Below are 25,826 nucleotides of genomic sequence, written 5' to 3' on the forward strand. Positions count from 1 at the left end.
CGGTTCGCGCGGTCTGCCTCCACGAACACAGAGCGAGACGTCATCATGCCTTTGAACAGCCGCGACGACCTGCGGAACATCGCGATCATCGCGCACGTCGACCATGGCAAGACCACGCTGGTCGACGCCATGCTCTGGCAGTCCGGGGCCTTCCGCGCCAACCAGGACGTCGACGACCGCGTCATGGACTCCAACGACCTAGAGCGCGAGAAGGGCATCACCATTCTCGCGAAGAACACCGCCGTCAAGCACGGCGACATGACCATCAACATCATCGACACCCCCGGCCACGCCGACTTCGGCGGCGAGGTCGAGCGCGGGTTGTCGATGGTCGACGGCGTCGTGCTGCTGGTGGACGCCTCCGAGGGCCCGCTGCCCCAGACGCGCTTCGTGCTGCGCAAGGCGCTGTCGGCGAAGATGCCGGTCATCCTGTGCATCAACAAGGTCGACCGCCCCGACTCCCGCATCGCGGAGGTCGTCGACGAGGTTTACGCCCTGTTCATGGACCTCGACGCGACCGACGACCAGATCGATTTCCCGATCGTCTACGCCTCGGCCAAGGCCGGGCGCGCCGCGCTGGCACGGCCCGACGACGGCGGAATGCCCGACTCCGAGGACCTTGAGCCGCTGTTCGACATCATCAAGTCGACGATCCCGGCGCCGACCTACGACCCGAGCGCCCCGCTGCAGGCGCACGTCACCAACCTCGACGCCTCCTCCTACCTGGGCCGGATCGCGCTGTGCCGTATCCACCAGGGCAAGATTCGCAAGGGCCAGCAGGTCGCGTGGTGCCGCACCGATGGCACGATCCAGCGCGTCAAGATCACCGAGCTGCTCATGACCGACGCTCTGGAGCGCAAGCCCGCCGAGGAGGCCGGTCCCGGCGACATCATCGCGATCGCGGGCATTCCCGAGATCATGATCGGTGAGACGCTGGCCGACCCCGAGGACCCGCGCCCGCTGCCGCTCATCACCGTCGACGAGCCGGCCATCTCGATGACCATCGGCACCAACACCTCGCCGCTGGTCGGCAAGGCCAAGGGCTCCAAGGTCACCGCCCGCATGGTCAAGGACCGCCTCGACAAGGAGCTCGTCGGCAACGTCTCGCTGCGCATCCTGCCCACCGAGCGTCCCGACGCGTGGGAGGTCCAGGGCCGCGGCGAGCTGGCGCTGGCCATCCTGGTCGAGCAGATGCGCCGCGAGGGCTACGAGCTGACCGTCGGCAAGCCGCAGGTCGTCACCAAGGAGGTCGACGGCAAGGTCCACGAGCCGGTCGAGCGCCTCACGGTCGACTGCCCCGAGGAGTACCTCGGCGCCGTCACCCAGCTCCTCGCCGTCCGCAAGGGCCGCATGGAGCACATGACCAACCACGGCACCGGCTGGATCCGCATGGAGTTCGTTGTCCCGGCGCGCGGCCTGATCGGCTTCCGCACCGAGTTCCTGACCGAGACGCGCGGCACCGGCCTGGTGCACCACGTCTTCGAGGCCTACGAGCCGTGGTTCGGCGAGCTGCGCACCCGTAACAACGGCTCGCTGGTGGCCGACCGCTCCGGTCCGGTGACCGCGTTCGCCATGCTGAACCTCCAGGAGCGCGGCACGCTCTTCGTCAGCCCCACCACCGAGGTGTACGAGGGCATGATCGTCGGCGAGAACTCGCGCTCCGACGACATGGACGTCAACATCACCAAGGAGAAGAAGCTCACCAACATGCGCTCCTCCACGGCCGACGTCACCGAGACGCTGACGCCGCCGCGGGTGCTGTCGCTTGAGCAGGCGCTGGAGTTCATCCGGGACGACGAGTGCGTGGAGATCACGCCGGAGACGGTCCGCATCCGCAAGGTCGTGCTGGACGCCTCCACCCGCGCCCGCACCGTGGCGCGGGCCAAGCGCAACAACTGACACACCACGTCGAAGGGGTACGGCAGGCGTCTGCCGTACCCCTTCGACGTGTTATTTCAGCAGCAGCCGCCGCTGCTCCCCCACCGGGGGCCGGGCCCAGGTCACCTCACCGTCGTCGATGAGCCCCTGGACCACCTCCCGCATGGCGTCACCGGCGGCGTGGCGTCCGGCCGCCTTGGCCAGATCGATCATCAACGTGTTCTCGTCCTCGCCCGGGGCGATCACCGACACGTAGCCGAGTTCGGCGTCGCCGTACCAGCTGCCGAGGTTCTCGGTGACCTCGCGCACGGCGGCGAGGACCTCTGTGGAGGCCGTCCCGCGCAGGTGCAGGACTCCGGGCTGCGCGACCTCGACGCAGACCTTCATGAGTCCCTCGACCGCGCCTTCCGGGTCGCGCAGCGCGTTGTGGCTCAGGGCCGCGAAGCGCGCGGCCAGCACGTAGAGCGAGATCGCCCGCGGCGGGTCCGCGAGCGTCAGAATCCCGTGTTCCCCGTGGATGGTGAGCTTGCCGCCCCCTTCTTCATACGCGCGCAGACCGGTCATGAAGGCGGTCTCCGCCTGGGCGCTCAGTTGTAGCTGCCAGCCCCACTTCCGCTCGACCGGGAAGCGGCCGTCGTCGGCCTGTCCCTTCTGCTTGTCGCGGCGAAGCCGCCGGGTGATCCACACGATTTCGCAGTCCCCTCTCTGCTCATCGGGCACAAAGGGGGCAGATTAGCCCGATCTCCCAGTTCGCGGACCGGTGTAATCACACCGTTACCTAGGTCCGTGGAACATCAGCGGTCTCACATGAATCATCCAAGGTGTGGGCTTGATCCGGAGGATCGTCGCGTACGGGCTCGCCGCCCTTTCGGCTGCGGCGATCATCTGGTGCACCCTCACGGCGATGCCCGTGGATCGGCCGCTGTCACGGGGACAGCCCGACGGGTCGAGGCCGCTGCCCTCCGGCGCCGCGGACGAGCGCAGGGCCACCACCGACGTCACCATCGCCAGGGCCACCGCCGCCGACCTTCGCCAGGTGCCACCGGCCCGCATCGACGAGCGCCAGCATCAGGTCAGGGTGACGATCACCCACACGTTCCGCATGGACGAGGACGACCCGCTCGCCGGCTGGATCAGGGGCAGCGTGCCCCCGGACCTGCGGGCGATCACCGACAAGGGACTCGGCGCGCTCAAGGTGGGCGGCGGCTGGCTCGCGCCCACCGTCAGGTACCCGGCCGAGCTCACCACCTCCGGCGGCAAGTCCACCGCCGAGTTCCGTGTGATCGTGCTGCGCCAGCTGGCCAGGGGCGAGGAGCTGACGCTGGAGTTCCAGGCGCCCGGCGTCCAGCCCTCACTGATCAACCAGCGCACGATCACGCTCTTCCCCACCGAGTGGAGCGTGCTGCGCACCTCGGGTCTCGAACCGGAGCGAGAGGAGGCCGAACGGCTGCAGTTCACGGTGAACTACCAGGTCACCGTCACCCTCGTCCACGACTCCTACGGCTTCGTCGACCACGAGGAGGACGAGGCCTTCTCCTGGGGCAGCGAGCTGGCGATCGTCACCGCGCTCCTGCTGATCGCCTTCCTGCTGCGCTCGCTCGGCCGCCCGTGGTGGCAGCGGCTCCACAACCGGGAGCTGTTCATCGGCCTGGTGCTGGCCACGCCCGTGCTGGCCAGCCCGTTCTACGCCACTGGCTTGCAGGGCATCGCGTACGTGGTGATGTTCGGCGTGCTGCCCGCGATCGCGGTGCGCCACGCCGGCCGCATGGTGCCCACGCCCGCGCCCTGGACCAGCCGCGACGCGCTCGCGGTGACCGCGCTCGGCGTGCTCGTGGCCTTCGCCATGTTCCTGTGGTCGACCCGCCACATCCAGCTCCACCCGCCCCAGCTGATCACCGGCGTCGCCGTCGCCGCGCTGGCCGCGGCGGGCGCCGCGATCGCCTTCAGCGCCGACCTCGGCATCCGTTTCGTGGTGGTACGGCTGGCCGCCGTGGCCGCCGGGATCGCCATCGGCACCCTGGCGCTCGCCCTGTGGTTCAAGGCGCTGTTCTACGACGTCTACCCGCCCGACAGCGTCCACCTGGTGCTGGGCCTGTTCTGGTCGCTGATCCCGATCGGCGCCGTCGCCGTCGTCACCAGGACCTGGTCGCGCGGCGCCGTCGTGGCCGCGGTGATCCTCAGCCTGCTCATGCAGGGCTGGCCCACCGAATGGCTCGACGACGGCTCCTGGAGCACGCCCGTCGACCACCCCGAGCCCATGCTCGGCACGCTGGAGCTCACGCCTCTGATCCGCGGCGTGCTCGGGCTGCTCCTGCTCGGCTTCGTCCTGCTGATCCTGCGGCTGCGCCGCCTGGGCGGCGAGCTGAGTGCCGTGCACCACCGTGCCGCCGTGGCCAGCGTGACCGTCTGCCTGATGGTGCTCCACCTGTCACCCAGGGGCACCGGGAGCCTGCCCGACCTCGACGTCACCGTGCCTCTGCTCTCGGTCACCTCGGTCTTCGCGTGGATCTCCGCGTGGTGGCTGCTCGGGCCCGTGCCGGACGGGCTGGACGAGCCGCGTACCCCCGAGGATCACCGCGCGATGGTGCGCCGCGCCCTGCACAAGCGGCTGCTGCTCGTCTCCGAGCAGGAGCTCTACCGTGTCGGCCGCGGCAGGATCGGCGCCGGCGAGCTGTCGATGGGCGACTTCGAACAGCAGCGCGACGAGCTCGAAACCGCCCTGGACGGGCACGGCCGCCACCCCGAGACCGCCTTCGCCACCAGCGCCGCCTGCACGCCCTGGCACAACGGCGTGCACGCCTTCGTGATCTGCCTGCTGCTGAGCCTGCCGTTCCTGTTCATGTACGGCCTGCCCGCCGGCCCCGACCTGGCCAGCTACCTCTTCGACGCCCGCTACCTGCTGACCCTGCCCGCGTTCGGCTTCCTGTTCGGCTACTTCTACCCGCGCGTCAGGGGCACGCAGCCGATGACGAAGGTGCTGCACCTGATGGCCGCCGCCCTGGTCACGGAGCTGTCGGCGTACCTGCCCGCCTTCGCCGAGCCGGACGTCTCCGCCTTCGACAAGCTTCAGTTACTGGCGATCGTGGTCGGGCAGGTCGCGCTGGTCTACATCGGCCTCGGGCTCTTCTGGGAGTGGCGGCTCATGCACCTGGCCGGGGAGCCGTGGGGCCGGGTCAGAAACGTCCGCAGCCTGCGCAGCCTGGCCACGCCGCTGGTCGCGGTCCTGATCGCCGTGGTGACCACCGCCGCCACCTCGGCCGCCAGCCAGTCCGTCGACCGGATCCTGCGCGGCGACCAGGTGCAGACCGGCGGCCCCTAGAGTTTCGGTTCCGGGCCCGGCCGGTGCAGCACGACGAAGGCGTCCTGGCGGAACCGGATCTGATACCCGGCCGCCACCAGCGCGTCGAGCCGATCGGTCTGCTCCGCCGCGTTCTTGAACGGGAACACGCGCCGCCCGGTCTCGACCACCACCCAGGGCGCCCACCGGGGCGTACGGTCGAGCAGCAGCACCCGCGCCCGGCCGGTCAGCAACGGCCCCAGATTGTTGGCCACCTCCACCAGCGCCCCGTCGGGCACCGTGGCCACGGCGCCGGCGGCGGCCAGCTCCCGCGCATCGCGCCGGTACGAGCCGGGATCGGCGAGCCGCGCCAGCGAGAAGAACGGCACGGCGGCCAGTGCGAACACCACGATCCCGGCCACCCAGACCTTCCGCAGCCGCCCGAACCGCCGCACCGTGTCGACCCCGGCCGCGAAGATCACCACGACCAGGAACGCGTTGTAGTGGTACTCGGGCACCCACCAGTTGGGGAACGAGCTGGCCAGCATCCGCTCCGCCAGCAACGGCACCGCCATCAGCACCAGCGGCGAGCCCAGCGCCGCCAGCGCCGAGACCCCCAGCAGGAGCAGCAGGGTCACCAGCTTGACCGGCGGCGTCCCCAGCAGCCCGAAGGCCGTGAGCGGGTCGGTGACGATCGTCCGCACCGCGCTGGACACCCCGTCGCCGAGCGCCCCGTAGGCCCAGTAGTAGTCGGGCCGCCCGCCGAAGGCCGGGATGAGCACCTGCGAGGCCAGCCCCGTGAACGCCACCCCGCCCAGCACGAACCCGCCACCGAGCACCCGCCAGCCGGCCCGCGTCAGCAGCACCAGCCCGAACCCGGCGACCAGCAGCCCCATGTCCTCCTTGACGCACAACAGCCCGAGCGCGGCCACCACGACGGCGACCTTGCGCCCGGCCTGCCAGCGTTCGAGCATGACCGCGGTGAGCAGCGGCACGAACGCCACCTCGTGGAAGTCGAAGGCCACCGCCTCGGCCACCGGCCACGACAGCGTGTAGGCGATCGCCACCCCGTAGGCGGCTCCCGTCCCGAGCGCCCGCCGGGCGAACACCCAGAGCGGCACGGCCGCCGCCGCCAGCAGCACCGACTGCGCGATCAGCAGCGTCTCCGGCCCGTCGTGCAGCCAGTAGAGCGGCGCCAGCAGGGCGAGGATCGGCGACCAGTGGTCCCCCAGCACGGAGAAGCCCGCCCCGAAGTCGTTGTGCACGCCCTTGACGATGGCGATCGGCAGCCGGAACTCGGAGTAGGACCGCACCGCCTGGTCGAAGATCACCAGATCGTAGGTGCCGGCCTTGAGGGCATGGACCCGGACGAACGACAGCACCGAGTAGACCATCGCCGCGACCCCGGCGATCCCCCAGATCCACAGCCACTCCCGCCGGGAGGCCCCGGGAACGTCGCCGAACACGCTGCAACGGTACCGGTGCCGGACCCCCGCCCGGGACGCCCGTCACGGGCGGGACGGCTCAGAACCCTTGGCCGCGAGGCGGCCCCGACCCCTCGACGGCGAGGTACCTCGTGACGGCGGGACGGCTCAGGGCTCTAGCGGCGCGGTAGCTCAGAGCCCCGCACGTGCGTCGACAGCCACTCCACCAACGGCGCGAACTCCCGCCAGGCCGTGCGGACCCGGGACTCGACCTCCGGCGTGTGGACCCACGGCTCCGGCTCCGCGCGCACGCCGGCGTAGATGGAGCGGTGGCGCAGCAGGTCGAGGCGCGGATGGTCCTCGGGCACGCCGCGCGGGCGGGTCTTCAGGCGGTCGCCGCGGATCTCGTAGCCCCGGGCCCGCAGGTCCGCGACGATCCGGGTCAGGGGCTTGCCGGACAGGTCGGCGGAGACGGCCTCGCGGTAGCGGGCGACCTGGTCGGCGGCCTGGGTGTAGATGCCGCCCGCCAGGAACAGCCCGGCGGCGCTGACCTCGACATAGAGGCCGATGCCCGGCTGGGTGTCGATGAAGGCGCCCTGGTGGGTCTTGTACGGGGACTTGTCCTTGGCGAAGCGCACGTCGCGATAGGGACGGAACAGCTGGGCCGCCCCGAACTCCGGGCCCAGCGCGTCGGTCAGGGCGAGCATCGGCGCCCTGACCGCGTCTTCGTAGAGGTGCTTGTGGCGGGTGAAGTACGCCTTGGAGTTGTCCGCCTCAAGGCCCTCGAAAAAGATGAACGCCTCGTCGGGGAAGCCGGTGAAACCCATGCCGACCAGGGTGCCAGACCTGACCGACAGTCAGCGGCGGCGGCGGGCCGTACCGAAGATGGATCTGCTGATCTCGCGCCCGAGCGAGCTGGCGGCGGAACGGGCGAACGACTTGAAGACGGACGAACCCAGCACGCTTTCCAGCAGCGTGGGTTCGGCGGCGCGCGGAGGCTCCACCGGCCGCTCAACCTCAGAGGGGGCTGCGGGTGGGGGGACCACTTTCGCGGCCAGGATCTCGTAGGCCGAGTCGCGGTCGATGGCCTGCTCGTACTTGGGACGCAGCGGTGAGGCGGCGATCACGCCCTGCACCACGGCCGCGTCGGCGGGCGCCATGCGCGAGCGCGGCGCCCGCATCCGGGTCCAGGCCACCGGGGTCGGGATGCCCTTCTCCGACAGCACGGTCACGACCGCCTCGCCGATCCCGAGCTGCGTGAGCACCTCCTCCAGGTCGTAGGAGGAGTTGGGGAAGGTGGACACGGTCGCCTTCAGCGCCTTGGCGTCCTGCGGGGTGAAGGCCCGCAGCGCGTGCTGGACCCGGGCTCCGAGCTGCGCGAGCACGTCGGCCGGCACGTCCTTGGGCGTCTGCGTGACGAAGAACACGCCGATCCCCTTGGAACGGATCAGTCGCACGGTCTGCGTGATCGAGCGCAGGAACGCCTTGGAGGCGTCGCTGAACAGCAGGTGCGCCTCGTCGAAGAAGAAGACCAGACGCGGCTTGTCCGGGTCGCCCACCTCGGGCATGCCGCTGAACAGGTCGGCCAGCAGCCACATCAGGAAGGTCGAGAACATCGCCGGACGATCCTGTACGGCCGGCAGCTCCAGGATCGACACCATTCCCCGCCCGTCCGGCATCACCCGCAGCAGGTCGGCGGTGTCGAACTCGGGCTCGCCGAAGAACTGGTCGGCCCCTTCGGCGGCGAAGTTCACCAGCGCCCGCAGGATCACCCCGGCGGTCTGCTTGGACAGCCCGCCCACGCCCTTGAGCGCGTCGGGGTTGTCGAGCAGGAACTGGATGACCGCCCGCAGGTCCTTGAGGTCGAGCAGCGGCAGCCCGGCCTGGTCGGCGAAGTGGAAGATGAGACCGAGCGAGGACTCCTGGGTGTCGTTGAGCCCGAGCACCTTCGACAGCAGCGTGGGCCCGAAGGCCGTCATGGTGGCGCGCAGCGGGATGCCCTCGCCGATGCCGCCGAGCGCGTAGAACTCGGTGGGGCAGGCCTGCGGCGACCAGATCTGGCCGATGCCGGCGGTGCGTTCCATGAGCTTGTCGGACGGGTCGCCGGGCTGGGCCATGCCGGACAGGTCGCCCTTGATGTCGGCCAGGAACACCGGTACGCCGGCGGCCGACAGCTGCTCGGCGATGACCTGCAGCGTCTTGGTCTTGCCCGTGCCGGTGGCGCCGGCGACCAGGCCGTGGCGGTTGAGCATGCGCAGCGGCAGGCGTACCTGGGCGTCGGGGCGGCCGGCGCCGTCCACGACCAGGGCGCCGAGGTCGATGGTGGGCTCGTCGAAGGTGTAGCCCCTGATGATGTCGTCGATCATCGTTCGGTGTACTTCCTGCCTGGTGCCGGCGGCTTGCCGTACAGCTCGGACACGGTGACGAACGCGTAGCCCTTACCCGCGAACACGTCGAGGATCTTGGGCATGGCGTCGACCGTGGTGCGGTGGATGTCGTGCATGAGGATGATCGATCCGGGTTTCGCCTGGGCGGCGCGCCTGGCCACGATCGAGGCGCTGCGGTCGCGCCAGTCGAGCGTGTCGACGTTCCAGAGGATCTGGGCCAGTCCCTCGCGCCGGGTCTCGGCGGCCACCGAGGCGTCGGTCGACCCGTACGGCGGCCGCATGAGCGTCATCCGCACCCCGGTCTCCCGCTCGACCACGTCCTGGGTGTGCTTGAGCTGATAGCGCAGCCCGGACTCCGACAGCGTGGTGAGCTGCTCGTGGCTCCAGGAGTGGTTGCCGAGCTCGTGCCCGTCGTCGACCATGCGGCGCAGGTTGCCCTGCCTGTCGGCGGCGACCATCTGGCCGACGACGAAGAAGGTCGCCTTGGCGGCGTGCCTGCGCAGCATGCCGAGCAGCCGGGCGGTGTGGTCGCCAGGCCCGTCGTCGAAGGTCAGCGCGACGCACTTGGCTCTCTTGCAGTCGATCCGGCGTCTGCCCGGCCAGTCGAGCTGCATGGAGGTCAGCTGCCTGGCCAGGACGCCCGGGTCGACGGGGTCAGGGTCCGGCGGCCGCATCGGCAGCACCGACGTGACCCCGGCCATCGGTTGCACGTGCGCGCACCCTGCCGTCAGCAACAGCGCCAACGGCCACCCCCACCAGCGCATATTCCCCCCGGAATCGCGACGGGGGCGCTATGGGTAATCGCCGGCCGAGTCCCCCCGCAATTCCTTGGCCAGGTCTTCCCACCAGGCTGGGACATCGGCCTGTAGTTCCGCATAGCGACGCGCCACTCTTATGGCACATCCAACCGGATCCGTACCCAAATGCCGACGTTTCACCGCTCCTTCCTGCCAGCGGTAAAAACCATCTCTGAATCGCACGACCAAGCCGATCCATACGGACAGGGTCGCGTCGTCGCCCACGTCATATGCCGTGGTCACACCGAGACTTTGCAGTTCCCCGCGGAGCTTCTCAGTGGCAGCACGGGCCTCACTCACGCATACCTCCTGTTGACCCACCGCCCCTCGGAGTAATCATGGAACTCCGGGCCGTCATCCGGAAGGTGTTCGCCGTTATTGGTCGTGAACGACTCGCGGCTCGGCCACGACCATGATCATTCTGACTTCCTCCGTGCCGTCGTTGGCATAGCGGTGGGGCCGGTCGGCGGTGAACAGGGCGGCGTCGTCCGTGCCCACGCGGTGGCTCTTGCCGTACACGGTGAGGGTCAGCTCGCCCCGCAGGACGGTGATCATCTCGCGGGTGCCGGGCGGGTGGGCGTCGCCGTCGTGGTGCTCGCCGGGGGCGAGCCGCCAGTCCCACAGTTCCAGGATCATCGGCTCGTCGGCGCCGACCAGCAGCATGGCCCGCGAGGCGCCCATCTCGAAGTTGACCACGTCGGACTTGTCGATGATGCGCACGACCGGAACGTCGGACACCTCGACCAGCCGCGCCACGGTGACGCCGAGCGCGGAGGCGATCCGGGTGAGCGTGGAGACGCTGGGATTGGTTCTGGCCTGTTCGACCTGGACCAGCATGCCTCTGCTCACGCCAGAGCGGGCGGCCAGCGCGTCGAGCGTCAGGCCCCGGTGGGCCCGCTGCGCCCGCACGTTGTTCGCGATGGCCGCGGTGATCGTCTCCGGATCTTCCATGCGGTGCAGTCTAGTGAACAGATTGTCTAGTCTGTCGCACTCTGTGTACTGTACTAATAGTTCAACCGAGTGAACTGGAGAGTGTGACGTGACTGCGGTGATCCTCGCGACCGTCTGCGCGGTGGTGTACGGCACGGCCGACTTCTGCGGCGGGCTGGCCACGCGACGATCGCGCGTGCTGTCGGTGGTGGCGCTCTCCCAGGTCGCCGGCCTGGTCCTCATCCTCGCCCTGCTCCCGCTGCTGCCCGGACTGTTCGACCAGAAGGCGCTGTGGTGGGGCATGGGCGCGGGGATCGCGGGCGCGGCCGGGCTGGTGCTGTTCTACCGCGCGCTGGCCACCGGGACGATGTCGGTGGTCGCGCCGACCACGGCGGTCACCTCCGCCACCCTGCCGGTGATCTTCGGTTTGGTGACCGGCGAGCGGCCGGCGCCGCAGGCCCTGATCGGCATCGTCCTGGCGCTGGCCGCGGTGATGCTGGTCAGCCAGGACCCGACCGCGAGCAGGCGCGGCTCGCTCGGATCGGTGCTGATCGCACTGGCCGCCGGCGCCGGCTTCGGCGGCTTCTTCATCCTGCTCGACCTGTCCCCCGACGGCACCGGGCTGTGGCCGCTGGTCGGCGCCAGAATCTCCTCGGTGACGCTCGTCGTGCTGCTGGCCGTCGTCGCCCGGCGCTCGCTCAGGCCCACCGGCGGCTCGCTGCGCATCATCGCACTGGCCGGCCTGCTCGACATGGCGGCCAACGTGCTCTTCCTGCTGGCCAAGCAGGAGGGCATGCTCAGCCTGGTCGCGGTGCTGGTCTCGCTCTACCCGGCCAGCACGCTCCTGCTGGCCAGATACGTGCTGGGCGAGCGGCTGCACACCATCCAGGTGGCCGGTGTCGCCTGCGCGCTCGGGGCGGTCGCGCTCATAGCCGTTGCGTAGCCCACCGGCCGCTTGCTACGTTTCGGCCGTGCACCCTGCGCGGGCACAGGCCAATCACGAGTCGCTACGGCACATAGGGATGCCCTACGACTCCGATGAGGGCTTCCTCCGCCTCGTCCTGCCCCGCGTGCGCGCCGCCCTCCACGAGGGCCGCCGGGTGCTCGCGGTCACCTGCTCTCGCAAGCTGCAGCTCCTGGCCGACGCGCTGGGCCGCGACGCCGGCCGGATCGACAGCAGGATCGCCGCCTCCTGGTACGCGCATCCGCAGCGGACGCTGGCCGCCTACCACGAGTACGCCAGAGACCTCCCGACACTGATCGTCGGCGAGCCCTGCTGGCAGGGCAGGACCGAGCGGGAGATCCGCGAGTGGATCCGCTACGAATCGGTGCTCAACGCTGCGCTCGGCGCCGCGCCCGCGATCGTCGTCTGCCTCTACGACGTGCGCACCGCGCCCACCGCCGCGCTCGACTACCGCGCCGTCACCCACCCGTATCTGGCCGGAGTGAACGGCGAAGCCGTCAGCGAGGCCTTCGTCGAGCCCCACGACCTGATCCTCGACGGCGACCGCCACCCGCTGCCCGACCCCACGGGCCAGGTCACCTCGGTCGGGTTCACCGCCCACGAGCTCAAACGCTTCAGGCAGGCCGTGGCCGACTACGCCAAGGCGGCGGGGATGGAGCGCAACCTGGTCGCCTCGCTCGTGCTCAGCGTCTCGGAGATCGCGGCCAACTGCGTCGAGCACGGCGCGGGCCACGGCATGATCAGGATGTGGGTGACCGGCAGGGAGCTCGTCTGCGAGATCGCCGACCCGGGCGGCGTCCTGGACGACCCGCTACCCGGCTATATACCACCTGAGCCCGAATCCCCTCGGGGATACGGGCTCTGGATCAGTCGTCAGCTCTGCGATCTGGTGGAGATGCGGGACGATGCCGGAACGCTCCGGGTCCGCCTCCACCTGGGCTTAGGCGGCCCGCTGGGCGGGTAGGCGCACGGCGCCTTCCTCGACCGCGTACGCCTCCAGCATGGTGCGCAGCTGCTTGCGGCCGCGGTGCAGCCGGGACATCACGGTGCCGATGGGGGTGCCCATCCGGTCGGCGATCTCCTTGTAGGCGAAGCCTTCGACGTCGGCCAGGTAGACGGCGACGCGGAAGTCCTCGGGCAGTGCGCGCAGCGCGTTCATCACGGAGCTGTCGGGCAGGCGCTCCAGGGCCTCGGTCTCGGCGGACTTCAGGCCGGTGGAGCTGTGCGACTCCGCCGCGTGCAGCTGCCAGTCCTCGACCTCCTCGGCGGCCGAGAGCTTGGGCGAACGCTGCTTCTTGCGGTAGTCGTTGATGAAGTTGTTGGTGAGGATGCGGTGCAGCCACGCCTTGAGGTTGGTGCCCTCGCGGAACTGGTGGTAGGACGTGTACGCCTTGGCCACGGTCTCCTGGACGAGGTCCTCCGCGTCGGCGGTGTTGCGCGTGAGGCGCATCGCGGAGGCGAACAGCTGCGAGGTCACGGGCACGACATCGCGCTCGAACCAATCCTGACGCTGCTCTTCGGTCATCGTGATCAAATCATTCCCCCTTGCTATCCCCCGTCTCGGCACGAGCCGCCAGACAGCAGCTCCATGCTCGCAAAACCCCCGTAAGGGCCGCGTTAACCGGTTCTGCCTGGTCAGGGAGGTGAACAGTCCTACTGCTCGCGGCGTGCGTAGTCACGTCCACGGCCGGACTAGTCTCATTATCGTAACACTATCCACCCATTTCCGCAGATAAAGTGGCCAGAGTCACATGAGATAGCGTATGGACCATGGACTCCGTCGACCGCCACGACTCCGGCGCCCGGCATTGGGTTGCCGAGGCCGTCCGGCGGGTCGAAGCCGATACCAACCGCAGCAGTGACACCCATCTCCACGTCTTTCCGCTGCCCGCGCGCTGGGGCGTAAACCTCTATATGAAAGACGAGTCGGTGCACCCTACGGGTTCACTCAAACACCGGCTCGCTCGTTCTTTGTTCCTGTACGGCCTCGCCAACGGCTGGATCGGCCCCGGGACCACCATCGTGGAGGCCTCCAGCGGCTCCACCGCGGTCAGCGAGGCCTACTTCGCCCGCCTGATCGGCCTGCCGTTCATCGCCGTGATGCCCGCGACCACCTCCCCGGAGAAGATCGCCCTCATCGAGTTCTACGGCGGCAAGTGCCACCTGGTCGACCAGCCGTCGGCGATCTACGAGGAGTCGCGCCGCCTGGCCGCCGAGACGGGCGGCCACTTCATGGACCAGTTCACCTACGCCGAGCGGGCCACCGACTGGCGCGGCAACAACAACATCGCCGAGTCGATCTTCGGCCAGCTCGCCCTGGAGCCGCATCCCGAGCCTGCCTGGATCGTGGTCGGCGCGGGCACCGGCGGCACCTCGGCCACGATCGGCCGCTACATCCGCTACCGCCGCCACCACACCCGCCTGGCCGTCGCCGACCCGGAGGGCTCGGCCTTCTACCCGGCCTGGGCCGAGCGCGACTGGACGACCACCGCGAGCGGCTCGCGCATCGAGGGCATCGGCCGGCCGAGGGTGGAGCCGTCGTTCCAGCCGGGCGTGATCGACCGCATGATCCACGTGCCCGACGCCCGCTCGGTCGCCGGGATGCGGTGGGTCCGGGAGGTCACCGGCCGTCCGGTCGGCGCCTCCACCGGCACCAACATCGCCGCCTGCGTCGATCTCGTCAAGGAGATGCGCGCCGAGGGCGACCAGGGCAGCGTGGTGACGCTGATCTGCGACGGCGCCGAGCGCTACGCCGGCACCTACGGCGACGACGCCTGGCTGGAGGCCCAGGGCCTGGACATCCAGCCGCATCTGTCCGACCTGCGCGCCTTCCTCGGCGTCTAGACGCCCTTCGCGGGGTCCACGGAGAAGAACTTCGCCAGGTCGTCCAGAATCGCGTGCGCGCCCTGGATGCCGACGGCGCTCATCCACGTGAGGTCGGCGACGTCGTGCTTGGTGCCCTTGAGCTTGTTCCACAGCGGGTTGGTGACGAACTTCTGCTTGGGCGCGTCGGCCGTCGGGTCGGCGTAGGTGGAGACGAAGATGTGGTCGGCGTCCAGTTCGGCGATGCGCTCCTGGCTGATCGGGACCATGATCTGGTTCGGGTCCTTCGGCTGGTCGGTGGGACGCGGGAAGCCCACGTCCTTCAGCACGACGCCGGAGTAGGAGTTCTCGACGTAGAGGCGGACCGTGGGCTCGCCGGCGAAGCGGACCACGGCGACGGTGGGCAGCTTGCCCTCCTTCTCCTTGATCCCCGCGCCGATCTTGCCCGCCCGCTCCTCGAACTTCTTGAGCGTCTCCTCGGCCAGCGACTCCTTGCCCAGGGCCTGACCCATGAGGACGAGGTTCTGCTTCCAGATCGCGCCGGTGGTCTCGCTGAAGACGGTCGGGGCGATCTTGGCGAGCTTGTCGTACAGGTCCTTGTGCCGGACCTTCGCCGAGACGATCAGGTCGGGCTTGAGCGCCATGATCTTCTCAAGGCTGGGCTGCTCCAGCGTGCCGACCGAGGTGGCCTCCTTGCCGTACTCGGCCGCCACGGTGCCCAGGTAGTCGGGCAGCTTGTCCTCGATCGCCCGGTAGTTCGTGTAGCCGACGACCGGCGTCTGCAAGGTGAGGACCGCGTCGACGAAGCTCTGGTCGAGCGCGACCACGCGCTTCGGCTGCGTGGGGATCTTCGTCTCGCCCATGGCGTGCTTGATGACGCGGAAGGGCGCCTGCGCGCTCTCGGCGGCCTTGGGGGCCGCGGCCTGGCCACCGCACGCCGCCAGCCCCATCGCGAGTACGGCTACCGCGACCGCACGGAACGCTTTCATGTTGTCCCTCTCCCCATTAGGCAACCCTAAATTAGGTTAGCCCTGCCTAAGCTGGCATACTTCACCAGGATCGGGCAAATGAGTAGGAGGAAGGCATGGTGGCAACCACCGCCGTGAAGCTTCCCCAGCTCCGTCACCGCCGCCTGACCTGGCTGATCGGGCTCACGGGAGTACTCGTGCTCGCGATCGTCCTGAGCATTACCATCGGCGCCAAGGCGGTGCCGCTCACCGAGGCCTGGCACGCGCTGACCTCGCCCACCGGCACCGAGAGCGACATCATCATCCGCTCGCTGCGCCTGCCCCGCACCGCCCTCGGCATCCTGGCCGGGATCGCGCTCGGCGTCGCCGGGGCGCTCATGCAGGGCCACACCCGCAACCCGCTCGCCGACCCCGGACTGCTCGGCGTCACCCAGGGCGCCGCCTTCGCCATGGTCGCCTCGATCATCTTCCTCGGCGCCACCAGCCTGCTCGGCTTCATCTGGTTCGGCCTGGCCGGCGCGCTCGTCGCCAGCGTCGGCGTCTTCGCCCTCGGCATGGTCGGCGGGCGCGGTGGTCCCACCCCGGTCACGCTGGCCCTGGCCGGCACCGCCGTCAGCGCCTTCCTCTACGCGCTCACCTCGGCGATGGTCCTGCTCGACGAGCAGGCCATGGACGTCTTCCGCTTCTGGCAGTCCGGCTCCATCGCCGCCCGGGGCACCGAGGTGATCTGGCAGGTGGCGCCGTTCGTCGCAGCCGGGCTGCTGCTGGCCCTGTTCAACGCCTCCGGCCTCAACGCCCTGTCACTCGGCGAGGACGTGGCCCGCAGCCTCGGCCAGAACATCGCCCTCACCCGGGCCGTCGGCGTCGCCTCGGTCACGCTGCTGACCGGCGCCGCCGTCGCCGCGTGCGGCTCGCTGTCGTTCATCGGCCTGATCGTGCCGCACCTGGCCCGCCGCGTGTCTGGGACCGACCATCGGTGGCTGCTGCCGTACTCCGGGCTGATCGGCGCCGCGCTCCTGCTGCTCGGCGACGTGATCGGCCGCGTCGTGGCACCGCCCGGCGAGCTTGAGGTCGGCGTGGTGCTCGCGCTGCTCGGCGCGCCCTTCTTCGTGGCGCTGGTCCGGCGCAGGAAGCAGGTGCGGCTGTGACCTCCTACGCGCTGAGACTCGCGGGCCTGTCCTGGCAGGTACGGCTGCGCGGCGTCGCCGTCACGTTCGGCGGCCTGGTCCTCCTGGTGCTGCTGATGGCGCTGAACATGCGCATCGGCGACCTGCCCATGACCGTGCAGGAGGTGTTCAGGGACACCTTCGACGCCTCCAGCCCCGCCCACTTCGTCATCATGGAACTGCGCCTGCCCAGGGCGCTGACCGGCGCGCTGGTCGGCGCGGCGCTGGCCCTGTCCGGCGCGATCATCCAGTCGATCGCCCGCAACCCGCTGGCCAGCCCCGAGATCCTCGGCGTCACCACCGGCGCCTCGGTCACCGTGGTCGCCGGAGTGGTGGTCAGCGGCGGCGTCCACGGCGGGGTCAGCGGGCTGCTGTCCAGCGTGGGCATGCCGGCGCTCGCCCTGCTGGGCGGCCTGATCGGCGCCGTGATCGTCTACGGCCTGGCCTGGCGGCGCGGCCTCGACGGCTACCGCCTCGTCCTGGTCGGCATCGGCGTGGCCGCGGTCTTCACCAACGTCAAGTACTGGCTGATGACCATCGGCGACGTCAACGACACCGCCCAGGCGATGGTGTGGATCAGCGGCTCGCTCAACGGCCGCGGCTGGGAGCACGTGATCCCGGTCGCGCTGGCGCTGGCCGTACTGATCCCGCTGACCCTGCTCGGCACCCGCTCGCTCAACGCCCTGCGCTTCTCCGACGACACCGTCACCGCGCTCGGCGTGCGCATGAACCTGTCCAGGGCCCTGATGATCCTGGCCGCGGTGCTGCTGGCGGCCGTGGCCACCGCCTCGGCCGGCCCCGTGGCCTTCGTCGCGCTGGCCTCGCCGCAGATCGCGCTGCGGCTGATCCGCTCGGCCCAGCCGCCGCTGCTGTCGTCGGCGATCGTCGGCGCCGTGCTCACCGCCGGCGCCGACCTGCTCGCGCGCACTGCCTTCTCCCCCATCGAGCTGCCGGTCGGTGTCGTCACGGCCGTGCTCGGCGCACCGTATCTGATCTACCTTCTGATCCGCATCCGTAAGGGGCGCACATGAGACTGCAGGCCGTAGACGTCAAGCTCGGGTACGGCGACCGCGTCATCGTGGACGGGCTCGACCTCGGAGTCGAGGCCGGAACCGTGACCACGATCATCGGCCCCAACGGTTGCGGCAAGTCCACGCTGCTGCGCGCTCTCGGCCGCCTGCTCAAACCGTCGGGCGGCGAGGTGCTGCTGGACGGCAAGAAGATCTCCACGATCGCCACCAAAGAGGTGGCGCGGATCCTCACCGTGCTGCCCCAGTCGCCCTCGGCCCCCGAAGGGCTCACCGTCGCCGACCTCGTGGCCAGGGGACGGCACCCGCACCAGACCTGGTACCGCCAATGGTCGTCCGACGACGAGAAGGCGGTGGGCGTCGCACTGAACATGACCGGCCTTTCCGACCTCGCCGAGCGGCCTCTGGACGAGCTGTCCGGCGGGCAGCGGCAGCGGGCGTGGATCTCCATGGCGCTGGCCCAGGGCACCGACCTGCTGTTGCTGGACGAGCCGACGACCTTCCTCGACCTGGCCCACCAGGTGGAGGTGCTGGAGCTGGTGCGCGATCTGCACGCGCAGGCGGGCCGTACCATCGTGATGGTCCTGCACGACCTCAACCTGGCCGCCCGCTACGCCGACCGGCTGGTGGCGATGCGCGACGGCAGCGTGGTGGCGGCCGGCACGCCGCACGAGGTGCTGACCGAGGAGCTCATCCGGGAGGTCTTCGACCTGGATTCCAAGGTCATCACCGACCCTGTGGCCGGTACCCCGCTGGTCGTGCCCATCGGCTCACACCGCTGACGTTTATCGGGCGAGTTCGCGCTGGACGTCCGGGTCGTCCGGATCGAGCCGCGCCGCCCTCGCCAGATCCGCCCGCGCCTCCCGTTCCCGTCCCGCCGCGCGCAGCGCCAGCGCCCGGTTGAACAGCAGCTCCGCGCGTTCTCCCAGCTCCAGCGCGCGGGTCAGGTCCGCGACCGCCGCCTCGTGCGCGCCCTCCTCGAACGACAGCCCGCCGCGCCCCGCCCACGCCGCCGCCAGCCCGCCGTCCAGCGCCAGCGCGTCGTCGTAGGCCGCCCTGGCCGCCGCCCGCCGGCCCGCCGCCTGCTCGACCTGCCCCAGCACACACAGCAGGTACGGCTCCCGCGGCGTCAGCCGCAACCCCGCCTCCACGTCGGCCCGCGCCCCACCCTGATCGCCCAGGGCGGCACGCAGCCCCGCCCGGTTGACGTAGCCGGGCGCGAAACCCGGGTCGAGCTCCAGCGCGTAGTCGAGATCGGCCAGCGCTCCGGCCAGGTGGCCGCGCGCGTAGCGGACCTCGGCGCGGTTGTAGTAGGGCTCGGGGAAGGGCGGGCTGACCCGCATCGCGCTCTCGTAGTCGGCGACCGCCTCGTCGAGACGCCCCAGCTTGTGGAGGAGAGTCCCGCGGTCGAGGTAGTAGTCGGGGTAGCCGGGGTCGGCGGCGATCGCGGCGGCGTAGTCGGCCAGCGCCTCTTCGGTACGGCCCAGGACGCCGAGGAGCTGGCCGCGGTTGGCCCGCAGCACCAGCCGGTGGATCGGGTGCGTGTCCGGGGGCAGGTCGCGGTCGGCCAGCTCGATGGCCTGCTCGACCAGGGCCAGGGCGGCGGTCGGGTGGCCTCGCCGTACCTCGATGAGGGCCTTGCCGTTGAGGTCGAAGCCGAGGTGGAAGGCGCGCTCACGGCGGTCGGGCAGCAGTGAGGTGATGGTGATCGCCTCGTTGATCCAGGCCAGGGCCTCCTCGGGGTCGCGCAGGGCGGGATCGTGGTGGCGGACGAACAGCATCGCGATCGAGCAGGCCACGGTGGCGCGGTGGCCGGGCTCGGTGGCGACGCGCCTGGCCCGCTCGTACAGTTTCCGGGCGGCGGGCTCGCGGCCGATCGCCTCCAGCGCGGCGGTGGTGCGGTGCAGCAGCGTCCACCAGCGTTCGGGGTCGTCGTCGTGGGTGAGCAGCTCCAGCTCGGCCAGCCCTGCCTCGGCCATGGCGTGGTGGAAGCCCTCGTCACGGAACCGGTCGTAGTCGGTGGCGAACGGCCCGCCGCCTGGCCGGCCCTCCACCTCGGTGATCACCAGCTCGGGTACGCGCCGCCGCAGCACCTCCACCAGCTGGACGTCGGTCGGGTCGGCCGCGGCCAGGTTCGCCACGGCGACGGCCAGCGGCCCGGTCCTGGCCAGGTGGTCACGGACGAACTCGGCCAGCCCGTTGGCGATCCGCAGCGTACGTCCCGCGCCCGGGATCAGGATGCGCTGCTCGCGGGGCAGGTCGTCGGCCAGGGACCCCCTGCCGCCCGGCACCCGCGGCACTCGCGGCGCGAGGTGCGGCGCCGCGGCCCTGATCTCGATGTCGTGGGCGGCCACCAGCTCGGGCCCGTACGCGAGCGCCGCGGGCACGAGGGCGTCCAGGAGCGCCGCACCGAACGTGTAGGGGCCGCGGGGACGCCGGTCGGCGTCGATGGTCGGAAGGTTCACCAGGTCCTTTCCAAGCCGAAGGGCGGCCCGCATCTCCCAGGAGAAGGAGACGGACCGCCCTTTTGAGATCAGTTCTTGTGCCGCGGCGCGTCGACGCCTGCAGGCTTGACTGTTCCCGGCTTGTGGACCACGACCTTTTTCATTCTTGCCCTTCCACTCCGCACACACCTCATGACGCGGACGTTCCGAATACGACCGCGATCTCTAGGTGACCGACTCATGTGAACACAGGGCCGAGTCGGAGATCAAGACCTGCGGGGTAAGGGTCATTACCCACCAAATAAGGAGACGCTCCACGGAACCCCATGGAGCGTCCGAAAACCCACCAAAAGCCTCAGTCGTCACCCAAGATCGCGTCGACGAAGACCTCCGGATCGAACGGCGCCAGGTCGTCCGCCCCCTCGCCCAGGCCCACCAGCTTGACCGGCACACCCAGCTCGCGCTGCACCGAGATCACGATGCCGCCCTTGGCCGTGCCGTCGAGCTTGGTCAGCGCGATACCCGTGATGTTGACCACCTCGGCGAACACCTGGGCCTGCCGCATGCCGTTCTGGCCGGTCGTGGCATCGAGCACGAGCAGGACCTCGTCGACTGTGGCCTTCTTCTCGATGACGCGCTTGACCTTGCCCAACTCGTCCATGAGGCCGGTCTTGGTGTGCAGGCGGCCCGCGGTGTCGACGATCACGACGTCCGCCTTCTCCGCCATGCCCTTGGCCGTCGCGTCGAAGGCGACCGACGCCGGGTCGCCGCCCTCGGGACCGCGCACGACCTCGGCGCCCACCCGGTCGCCCCAGGTCTGCAACTGGTCGGCCGCGGCGGCGCGGAAGGTGTCGGCGGCGCCGAGCACGACCTTCTTGCCGTCGCCCACCAGCGAGCGGGCCAGCTTGCCGGTCGTGGTGGTCTTGCCGGTGCCGTTGACGCCGACCACGAGCACCACCGCGGGCCGTTCGCCGTGCTTGGCGATGTGCAGCGTACGGTCCAGGCCGGGGTTGACCTGCGTCAGCAACTGCTCGCGCAGCAGCCCGCGCACCTCGTGCGGCGTCCGGCTGCCGAGCACCTTGACCTTGGTCTTCAGCTCCTCGACCATCACCTGCGTCGGCGCGACGCCGACGTCGGCGGTGATCAGGCTCTCCTCGATCTCGTCCCACACCTCGTCGTCGAGACGGTCGCGGGACAGCAGCTCCAGCAGGCCGCGGCCGAACGCGCTCTGCGAGCGGGCCAGCCGCGAGCGCAGCCGCACCATCCGGCCGGCCGACGGCGGCGGCACCTCGACCTCGGGCTTGACCGCGACCACGGGAGCGGGCGGCGGAACGGTGGTGGTGGCGCCCTCGGACTCCTCACCACCCCCGGCGGGCCGCTTCTCCTTCTCGTCGGGAAGCGGGATCGTCGCCGGCGGCTCGACCGGCGGGGCGCCCTTGCCACCCGGCCTGAACAGCAGGAAGAGGCCGCCGGCCGCCAGCAGGGCGACGACGACCACGATCACGATGATGCCCAGGTAACCATCCACAACAAGTCAGTTTTCCAGATCAGCCCGCATGCTCGCGCCCGGGGAGCGTGCCCGTCAGGCCGGTTCGCGCTCCCGCAGGCGCTGGCTGACGACCTGGGTGACGCCGTCACCGCGCATGGACACGCCGTACAGGGCGTCGGCGATCTCCATCGTGCGCTTGTTGTGCGTGATGACGATCAGCTGCGAACTCTGCCGCAATTCCTCGAAAAGCGTCAGCAGCCGCTGCGTGTTGGTGTCGTCGAGCGCCGCCTCGACCTCGTCCATCACATAGAACGGCGACGGCCGCGCCTTGAAGATGGAGATCAGGAACGCCACCGCCGTCAGCGACCGCTCACCGCCCGACAGCAGCGACAGCCGCTTGACCTTCTTGCCCGGCGGCCTGGCCTCGACCTCGATGCCGGTCGTCAGCATGTCGGCGGGGTCGGTCAGCACGAGCCGCCCGTCGCCGCCCGGGAACACCCGGGTGAAGATCTGCTCGAACTCGCGGGCGACGTCCTCGTAGGCGGAGGAGAACATCGCCTCGACCCGGTTGTCGACCTCCTGGACGACCGTCATCAGCTCACGCCTGGTCTTCCTGAGGTCTTCGAGCTGGCTGTTGAGGAAGGCGTGGCGCTCCTCCAGCGCGGCGAACTCCTCCAGCGCCAGCGGGTTGACCTTGCCGAGCTGGTTCATCTGCTTCTCGGCGATCCGGGCGCGCTTCTCCTGCTCCTCCCGGACGTACGGCACGGGCGGGTCCCCGGGGACCGGAACGGCGGGGCCGTACTCGGAGATCAGCGACTCGGCCTCCACGCCGAACTCGTCGAGCGCCCGCTGCTCCATCTGCTCCAGCCGGAGCCGCTGCTCGGTACGGGCCACCTCGCTGCCGTGCACCCGGTTGACCAGCTTGTCGAGTTCCTGCGACAGCTCGCGTACGCGCAGGCGTACCTGCTTCAGCTCAGCGTCGATCGCCACCCTGGCCAGGTCCGCCTCGTCGCGTTCGCGCGAGGCCCGCTCGATCGAGCCGGCCAGCGCCCCGAGCACCCGCTTGGCGCCCTTGGCCACGGCCTCGGCCACGACGGCCTGCCTGCGGCGCCTGGACCGCTGCGCGGCGGCCTGGGCCCGCTCCTGACGCTCGCGCTCGGCGGCCCGCATCAGGCCGTCGGCCCTGCCCTCGATGCCCTTGACCCGCTCTTCCGCGGTGCGGACCTGCAGGCGGGTCTCCATCTCGCGCTGCCTGGCCAGGTTGGTGGCCTCGGCCAGCTCGTCGCGGGTGTCGGTGGTGGGCTCGGACTCCAGCTCGCCCGCGTACTCCGCCTCGGCCAGCCGGATCTCCAGCTCTGCCACCTCTTCCAGCGCCTCGGCGCGCGCCTCCTCGGCGGCGGCGACGCTCTTGGCCAGGCGGGCGGCCTCGGCGGCGGCTGCCTCCGCGGCGGCCTCCAGCTGGGCCAGGCGCTTGGCGGCGGCGGCGTTGCGCTGGTCGGCCTCGCGCTGCCTGCCCCTGACCTGGTCGAGCGTGCCCTGGGCGGCGCTGAGGCCGGACTGGGCGGTGCTGACGGCGGTCTGGGCCTCGGTGACGCGGGCCTGGGCGGCTTCGAGCTGAGCCTGGGCCTCGTGCTCCGCCTCGACGGCGGCCTCGAATCCGGCGGCGCCGCGCTCGGCGGTGGCCTGGGCGGCGTCGAGGTCGGCGGTGGCCTGGTCGAGGGCGGAACGCATCTGCAGGACGGACGAACCGCCCACCGCGCCGCCGCCCGCCAGGTGGACACCCACCAGGTCGCCCTGCCTGGTCACGGCCCTGAGCTCGGGCCGCCGCTCGACCAGGTCCTTCGCCCCGGCCAGGTCGTCGACCACGACGACGCCGGTCAGCACGTGGTCGACGGCGGCTCTGAGATGGTCGGGAACAGTCACCAGATCGGCGGCCCAGACACCCCGCGCGTCGAGGGCGGGCCGGGACCCGGCGCGGCCCTCGCCCGCGATCAGGATGGTCGCGTGACCGCCGTCTCCGGCGCGCAGGAGCTCGAAGGCCTCCACCGCCGTGTCGAGCGACTTCACCGCGATCGCCTCGGCCACCGGGCCCAGGACGGCGGCGACGGCGAGTTCGGCGCCGGGCGCCACGGTCAGCTCGGTGGCCAGCGGGCCCAGGACTCCCGCCAGGTCGGCCTCCAGCAACGCGGCGCCGCCGTCGGCGCCCTTGCTCAGGCCGAGTTCGAGGGCTTCGCGCCGGGCCTGGAGACCGGCCACCGCGCGCTGGGCCTGCTGGTCGGCGGTGCGGGCCGTACCCACGGCGGACTTCGCGGCCTGCACGGCCGCACGCGGGACGTCGAGCCCCGACCTGGACTCCTCCACGGCGGCGCGGGCCTCGTCGGCGACCGCCCTGGCCTCCTCGACCAGCGCCTGCGCGGTGTCCAGCTCCTCGGCGAGCGCCGGGTCGACGGCGGGTTCGGCGCGCTGCTGCTCCTCAAGCTCCATCCGGCCGGCGCGCTCGCGCTCGGCGGCGTCGAAGACGCCCTGCGCCAGGCGGCCGATCTCCTCGTCGGCTGCGCGGGCGCGACTGCGCGCCGAGTCGACCTTGCCGCGCAGCCTGGCCAGGCCCTCGCGGCGGTCGGCCTGGGCGCGGGCGGCCATGGCCAGCCGCTGCTCCTCGCCGCTCAGCTCCGCTTCGGCCTCGGCCCGGCGCTGGACGGCCTCCTCCAGCAGCTCCTGGGCGTGCTCCAGCTCGGCGTTGAGTATGAGCTCCTGCTCGCGTGCCTCCGCGGCCTCGCGTTCGAGCTCCTCGGGGTCGCGGCCGCGCCGTTCGATGGCGGCGGCGTCGACGGCGTGGCGGTGACGTTCCGCGGCGAGCTGCTCCAGCCCCGAGGTGCGCTCGCGCAGGGAGGACAGCCGGAAGAAGGTCTCCTGCGCGGCCGACAGCCGCGGCTGGGCCTGCGCCTCGGCCTCCTCCAGGGCGGCCTCGCGCTCCTGTCCCTGCGCCAGTTCGGTCTCGACCTGGGTACGGCGGGCCTGGATCGCCGCCTCGTCGGCCGCCTCCCTGCGCAGCGTGTCGCGCAGGATACCGACGTCGTCGGCCAGCAGCCGAAGCCGGGCGTCACGCAGGTCGGCCTGGATGACGGCGGCCTTGCGGGCGATCTCGGCCTGGCGGCCCAGCGGCTTGAGCTGGCGGCGCAGCTCGGTGGCGAGGTCCTGGGCCCGGGTGAGGTTGGCCTGCATCGCGTCGAGCTTGCGCAGCGCCTTTTCCTTGCGCTTGCGGTGCTTGAGCACGCCCGCGGCCTCTTCGATGAAGGCGCGGCGGTCTTCGGGGCCCGCGTGGAGCACGGCGTCGAGCTGGCCCTGGCCGACGATGACGTGCATCTCCCTGCCGATGCCCGAGTCGGACAGCAGCTCCTGAATGTCGAGCAGGCGGCAGGTGTCGCCGTTGATGGCGTACTCGGACTGGCCGCTCCTGAACATCAGGCGGCTGATCGTCACCTCGGTGTAGTCGATCGGCAGCGCGCCGTCGGAGTTGTCGATCGTCAGCGTGACCTCGGCACGGCCGAGCGGCGGCCGGCTGGAGGTGCCGGCGAAGATCACGTCCTCCATCTTGCCGCCGCGCAGCGACTTGGCGCTGTGCTCGCCCATGACCCAGGCGAGGGCGTCGACGACGTTGGACTTGCCGGACCCGTTGGGGCCGACGACACAGGTGATCCCCGGTTCGAAACGCAGAGCGGTGGCCGAGGCGAACGACTTGAATCCACGCAGGGTGAGGGTCTTCAGGTACACCCGATGACCCCCTCCCGTCGACTGCGTTCCGGAAAGCCTACTGGTCTCTGCCCTTGAGCTCGTGCTAAGAACCAGTCTGCGATACGGCAAGGCGGGTGAGGGCGGTTATCCGCGCGTGTCTGCGCACTCGCGGACCACCAACGTGAACATCATGAGAAATGTGGACAAATAGCAAGGGACGCCTCTCCGAGACGTCCCTGGATGTAGCGCTCCGACCACTCAGGTGAGTGCCGGCTCGCGCTCCTGCAAACGGCCCCGTGCCTCGTCACGGGTCTGCGCCGCAAGAGCGTCGTTCTGGGCCTGGAGCCGGATGAGTTCTGCCTCCAGATCCCGAATACGCTGTTGCAGGCGGCGCATCTCCGAGACCATCCGAGGGTCAGGACCGCCGACGTGGCCTAGTAGAGCCTTCGCCATGGTTAAGGGTCCTCCACGCTGAGTGACCAGACTGGTTCGCGCACTTCTATTCCGCGGGAGGGGTGC

General features: G+C 70.5%; 21 protein-coding genes. 8 read left to right on the top strand and 13 right to left on the bottom strand.

What is annotated here, in order from left to right; genetic code table 11:
- Nucleotides 1-45 precede the first annotated feature (45 nt).
- Complete coding sequence (gene typA / locus ACIBI5_RS09290; RefSeq protein WP_397244891.1) at nt 46-1,899, top strand: translational GTPase TypA; 1,854 nt, start codon at nt 46-48, stop codon at nt 1,897-1,899.
- 51 nt (nt 1,900-1,950) lie between these two features.
- On the opposite strand, the gene ACIBI5_RS09295 is transcribed toward typA, so the two are convergent.
- Nucleotides 1,951-2,565 carry a hypothetical protein gene (locus tag ACIBI5_RS09295; protein ID WP_397244893.1) on the bottom strand — a complete coding sequence of 205 codons (615 nt, stop codon included), beginning with the start codon at nt 2,563-2,565 and terminating at the stop codon, nt 1,951-1,953.
- 142 nt (nt 2,566-2,707) lie between these two features.
- Here ACIBI5_RS09295 and ACIBI5_RS09300 point away from each other — a divergent pair, with 142 nt between their 5' ends.
- Nucleotides 2,708-5,197: a hypothetical protein gene (locus ACIBI5_RS09300; RefSeq protein ID WP_397244896.1), complete on the top strand. Its 2,490-nt coding sequence runs from the start codon at nt 2,708-2,710 to the stop codon at nt 5,195-5,197.
- Here ACIBI5_RS09300 and ACIBI5_RS09305 read toward each other — a convergent pair.
- The 6 genes from ACIBI5_RS09305 to ACIBI5_RS09330 form a co-directional block, all read right to left on the bottom strand.
- Nucleotides 5,194-6,621: a DUF2079 domain-containing protein gene (locus ACIBI5_RS09305; RefSeq protein WP_397244898.1), complete on the bottom strand. Its 1,428-nt coding sequence runs from the start codon at nt 6,619-6,621 to the stop codon at nt 5,194-5,196. The genes ACIBI5_RS09300 and ACIBI5_RS09305 overlap by 4 nt on opposite strands.
- Before the next feature lie 134 nt (nt 6,622-6,755).
- Entirely contained in the window at nt 6,756-7,406 is a 651-nt protein-coding gene (locus tag ACIBI5_RS09310; RefSeq protein WP_397244900.1) for a DUF2461 domain-containing protein, read from the bottom strand.
- Between the two features lie 30 nt (nt 7,407-7,436).
- Complete coding sequence (locus ACIBI5_RS09315) at nt 7,437-8,945, bottom strand: helicase HerA-like domain-containing protein (RefSeq protein ID WP_397244902.1); 1,509 nt, start codon at nt 8,943-8,945, stop codon at nt 7,437-7,439.
- Nucleotides 8,942-9,667, bottom strand: a complete 726-nt coding sequence (locus ACIBI5_RS09320; RefSeq protein ID WP_397245290.1) for a polysaccharide deacetylase family protein — start codon at nt 9,665-9,667, stop codon at nt 8,942-8,944. The genes ACIBI5_RS09315 and ACIBI5_RS09320 overlap by 4 nt, the downstream gene beginning before the upstream one ends.
- A 90-nt stretch (nt 9,668-9,757) precedes the next feature.
- The gene (locus ACIBI5_RS09325; RefSeq protein WP_397244904.1) at nt 9,758-10,063 is read right to left on the bottom strand and encodes a hypothetical protein; all 306 of its coding nucleotides are present in this window, start codon (nt 10,061-10,063) and stop codon (nt 9,758-9,760) included.
- 75 nt (nt 10,064-10,138) lie between these two features.
- On the bottom strand, nt 10,139-10,714 hold the full coding sequence (locus ACIBI5_RS09330) for a helix-turn-helix domain-containing protein (protein ID WP_397244906.1): 576 nt from the start codon (nt 10,712-10,714) through the stop codon (nt 10,139-10,141).
- Between the two features lie 88 nt (nt 10,715-10,802).
- Between ACIBI5_RS09330 and ACIBI5_RS09335 the strand changes: the two genes are divergently transcribed.
- Together ACIBI5_RS09335 and ACIBI5_RS09340 are read left to right on the top strand one after the other, a co-directional pair.
- Nucleotides 10,803-11,636 carry an EamA family transporter gene (locus ACIBI5_RS09335; RefSeq protein WP_397244908.1) on the top strand — a complete coding sequence of 278 codons (834 nt, stop codon included), beginning with the start codon at nt 10,803-10,805 and terminating at the stop codon, nt 11,634-11,636.
- 28 nt (nt 11,637-11,664) lie between these two features.
- On the top strand, nt 11,665-12,621 hold the full coding sequence (locus ACIBI5_RS09340; protein WP_397244910.1) for an anti-sigma factor RsbA family regulatory protein: 957 nt from the start codon (nt 11,665-11,667) through the stop codon (nt 12,619-12,621).
- Here the strand turns inward: ACIBI5_RS09340 and ACIBI5_RS09345 are convergent.
- Nucleotides 12,598-13,182 (bottom strand): sigma-70 family RNA polymerase sigma factor, encoded by a 585-nt coding sequence (locus ACIBI5_RS09345; RefSeq protein WP_397244912.1) that lies wholly within the window; start codon nt 13,180-13,182, stop codon nt 12,598-12,600. The genes ACIBI5_RS09340 and ACIBI5_RS09345 overlap by 24 nt on opposite strands.
- A gap of 245 nt (nt 13,183-13,427) precedes the next feature.
- On the opposite strand from ACIBI5_RS09345, the gene ACIBI5_RS09350 reads away from it, so the two are divergent.
- A complete protein-coding gene (locus ACIBI5_RS09350) occupies nt 13,428-14,501 on the top strand; it encodes a PLP-dependent cysteine synthase family protein (RefSeq protein ID WP_397244913.1) in 1,074 nt (357 codons plus the stop codon).
- Here the strand turns inward: ACIBI5_RS09350 and ACIBI5_RS09355 are convergent.
- Nucleotides 14,498-15,469, bottom strand: a complete 972-nt coding sequence (locus ACIBI5_RS09355; RefSeq protein WP_397244915.1) for an ABC transporter substrate-binding protein — start codon at nt 15,467-15,469, stop codon at nt 14,498-14,500. The two genes, ACIBI5_RS09350 and ACIBI5_RS09355, sit on opposite strands and share 4 nt — an antisense overlap.
- A gap of 95 nt (nt 15,470-15,564) precedes the next feature.
- Between ACIBI5_RS09355 and ACIBI5_RS09360 the strand changes: the two genes are divergently transcribed.
- The 3 genes from ACIBI5_RS09360 to ACIBI5_RS09370 are packed head-to-tail and all read left to right on the top strand — an operon-like array spanning nt 15,565 to nt 18,424.
- Nucleotides 15,565-16,596: a FecCD family ABC transporter permease gene (locus tag ACIBI5_RS09360; protein WP_397244917.1), complete on the top strand. Its 1,032-nt coding sequence runs from the start codon at nt 15,565-15,567 to the stop codon at nt 16,594-16,596.
- Complete coding sequence (locus tag ACIBI5_RS09365; protein WP_397244919.1) at nt 16,593-17,645, top strand: FecCD family ABC transporter permease; 1,053 nt, start codon at nt 16,593-16,595, stop codon at nt 17,643-17,645. The genes ACIBI5_RS09360 and ACIBI5_RS09365 overlap by 4 nt, the downstream gene beginning before the upstream one ends.
- Entirely contained in the window at nt 17,642-18,424 is a 783-nt protein-coding gene (locus ACIBI5_RS09370; protein ID WP_379612469.1) for an ABC transporter ATP-binding protein, read from the top strand. Before ACIBI5_RS09365 ends, ACIBI5_RS09370 begins: the two co-directional genes overlap by 4 nt.
- A gap of 3 nt (nt 18,425-18,427) precedes the next feature.
- Here the strand turns inward: ACIBI5_RS09370 and ACIBI5_RS09375 are convergent, their stop codons facing one another.
- The 4 genes from ACIBI5_RS09375 to ACIBI5_RS09390 all read right to left on the bottom strand — a co-directional run bounded on the left by ACIBI5_RS09375 (nt 18,428) and on the right by ACIBI5_RS09390 (nt 25,760).
- On the bottom strand, nt 18,428-20,107 hold the full coding sequence (locus ACIBI5_RS09375) for a tetratricopeptide repeat protein (protein WP_397244921.1): 1,680 nt from the start codon (nt 20,105-20,107) through the stop codon (nt 18,428-18,430).
- A 334-nt stretch (nt 20,108-20,441) separates the two neighbouring features.
- Nucleotides 20,442-21,614 (bottom strand): signal recognition particle-docking protein FtsY, encoded by a 1,173-nt coding sequence (ftsY, locus tag ACIBI5_RS09380; protein ID WP_397244923.1) that lies wholly within the window; start codon nt 21,612-21,614, stop codon nt 20,442-20,444.
- Nucleotides 21,615-21,668: 54 nt separating this feature from the next.
- Nucleotides 21,669-25,346, bottom strand: a complete 3,678-nt coding sequence (gene smc, locus ACIBI5_RS09385; RefSeq protein ID WP_397244925.1) for a chromosome segregation protein SMC — start codon at nt 25,344-25,346, stop codon at nt 21,669-21,671.
- A 219-nt stretch (nt 25,347-25,565) separates the two neighbouring features.
- On the bottom strand, nt 25,566-25,760 hold the full coding sequence (locus tag ACIBI5_RS09390; RefSeq protein ID WP_221340212.1) for a hypothetical protein: 195 nt from the start codon (nt 25,758-25,760) through the stop codon (nt 25,566-25,568).
- Between the last annotated feature and the right edge of the window lie 66 nt (nt 25,761-25,826).

The organism is Nonomuraea sp. NPDC050540, from assembly GCF_044457485.1.
GTDB lineage: Bacteria > Actinomycetota > Actinomycetes > Streptosporangiales > Streptosporangiaceae > Nonomuraea.

Bases quoted from the DNA above. Each gene is read 5' to 3' on its own strand.
- typA (WP_397244891.1), top strand. From the start codon at position 46: ATGCCTTTGAACAGCCGCGACGACCTGCGGAACATCGCGATCATCGCG.
- ACIBI5_RS09310 (WP_397244900.1), bottom strand. From the start codon at position 7,406: ATGGGTTTCACCGGCTTCCCCGACGAGGCGTTCATCTTTTTCGAGGGC.
- ACIBI5_RS09315 (WP_397244902.1), bottom strand. From the start codon at position 8,945: ATGATCGACGACATCATCAGGGGCTACACCTTCGACGAGCCCACCATC.
- ACIBI5_RS09320 (WP_397245290.1), bottom strand. From the start codon at position 9,667: ATGGCCGGGGTCACGTCGGTGCTGCCGATGCGGCCGCCGGACCCTGAC.
- ACIBI5_RS09330 (WP_397244906.1), bottom strand. From the start codon at position 10,714: ATGGAAGATCCGGAGACGATCACCGCGGCCATCGCGAACAACGTGCGG.
- ACIBI5_RS09345 (WP_397244912.1), bottom strand. From the start codon at position 13,182: ATGACCGAAGAGCAGCGTCAGGATTGGTTCGAGCGCGATGTCGTGCCC.
- ACIBI5_RS09350 (WP_397244913.1), top strand. From the start codon at position 13,428: ATGGACTCCGTCGACCGCCACGACTCCGGCGCCCGGCATTGGGTTGCC.
- ACIBI5_RS09355 (WP_397244915.1), bottom strand. From the start codon at position 15,469: ATGAAAGCGTTCCGTGCGGTCGCGGTAGCCGTACTCGCGATGGGGCTG.
- ACIBI5_RS09360 (WP_397244917.1), top strand. From the start codon at position 15,565: ATGGTGGCAACCACCGCCGTGAAGCTTCCCCAGCTCCGTCACCGCCGC.
- ACIBI5_RS09370 (WP_379612469.1), top strand. From the start codon at position 17,642: ATGAGACTGCAGGCCGTAGACGTCAAGCTCGGGTACGGCGACCGCGTC.
- ACIBI5_RS09390 (WP_221340212.1), bottom strand. From the start codon at position 25,760: ATGGCGAAGGCTCTACTAGGCCACGTCGGCGGTCCTGACCCTCGGATG.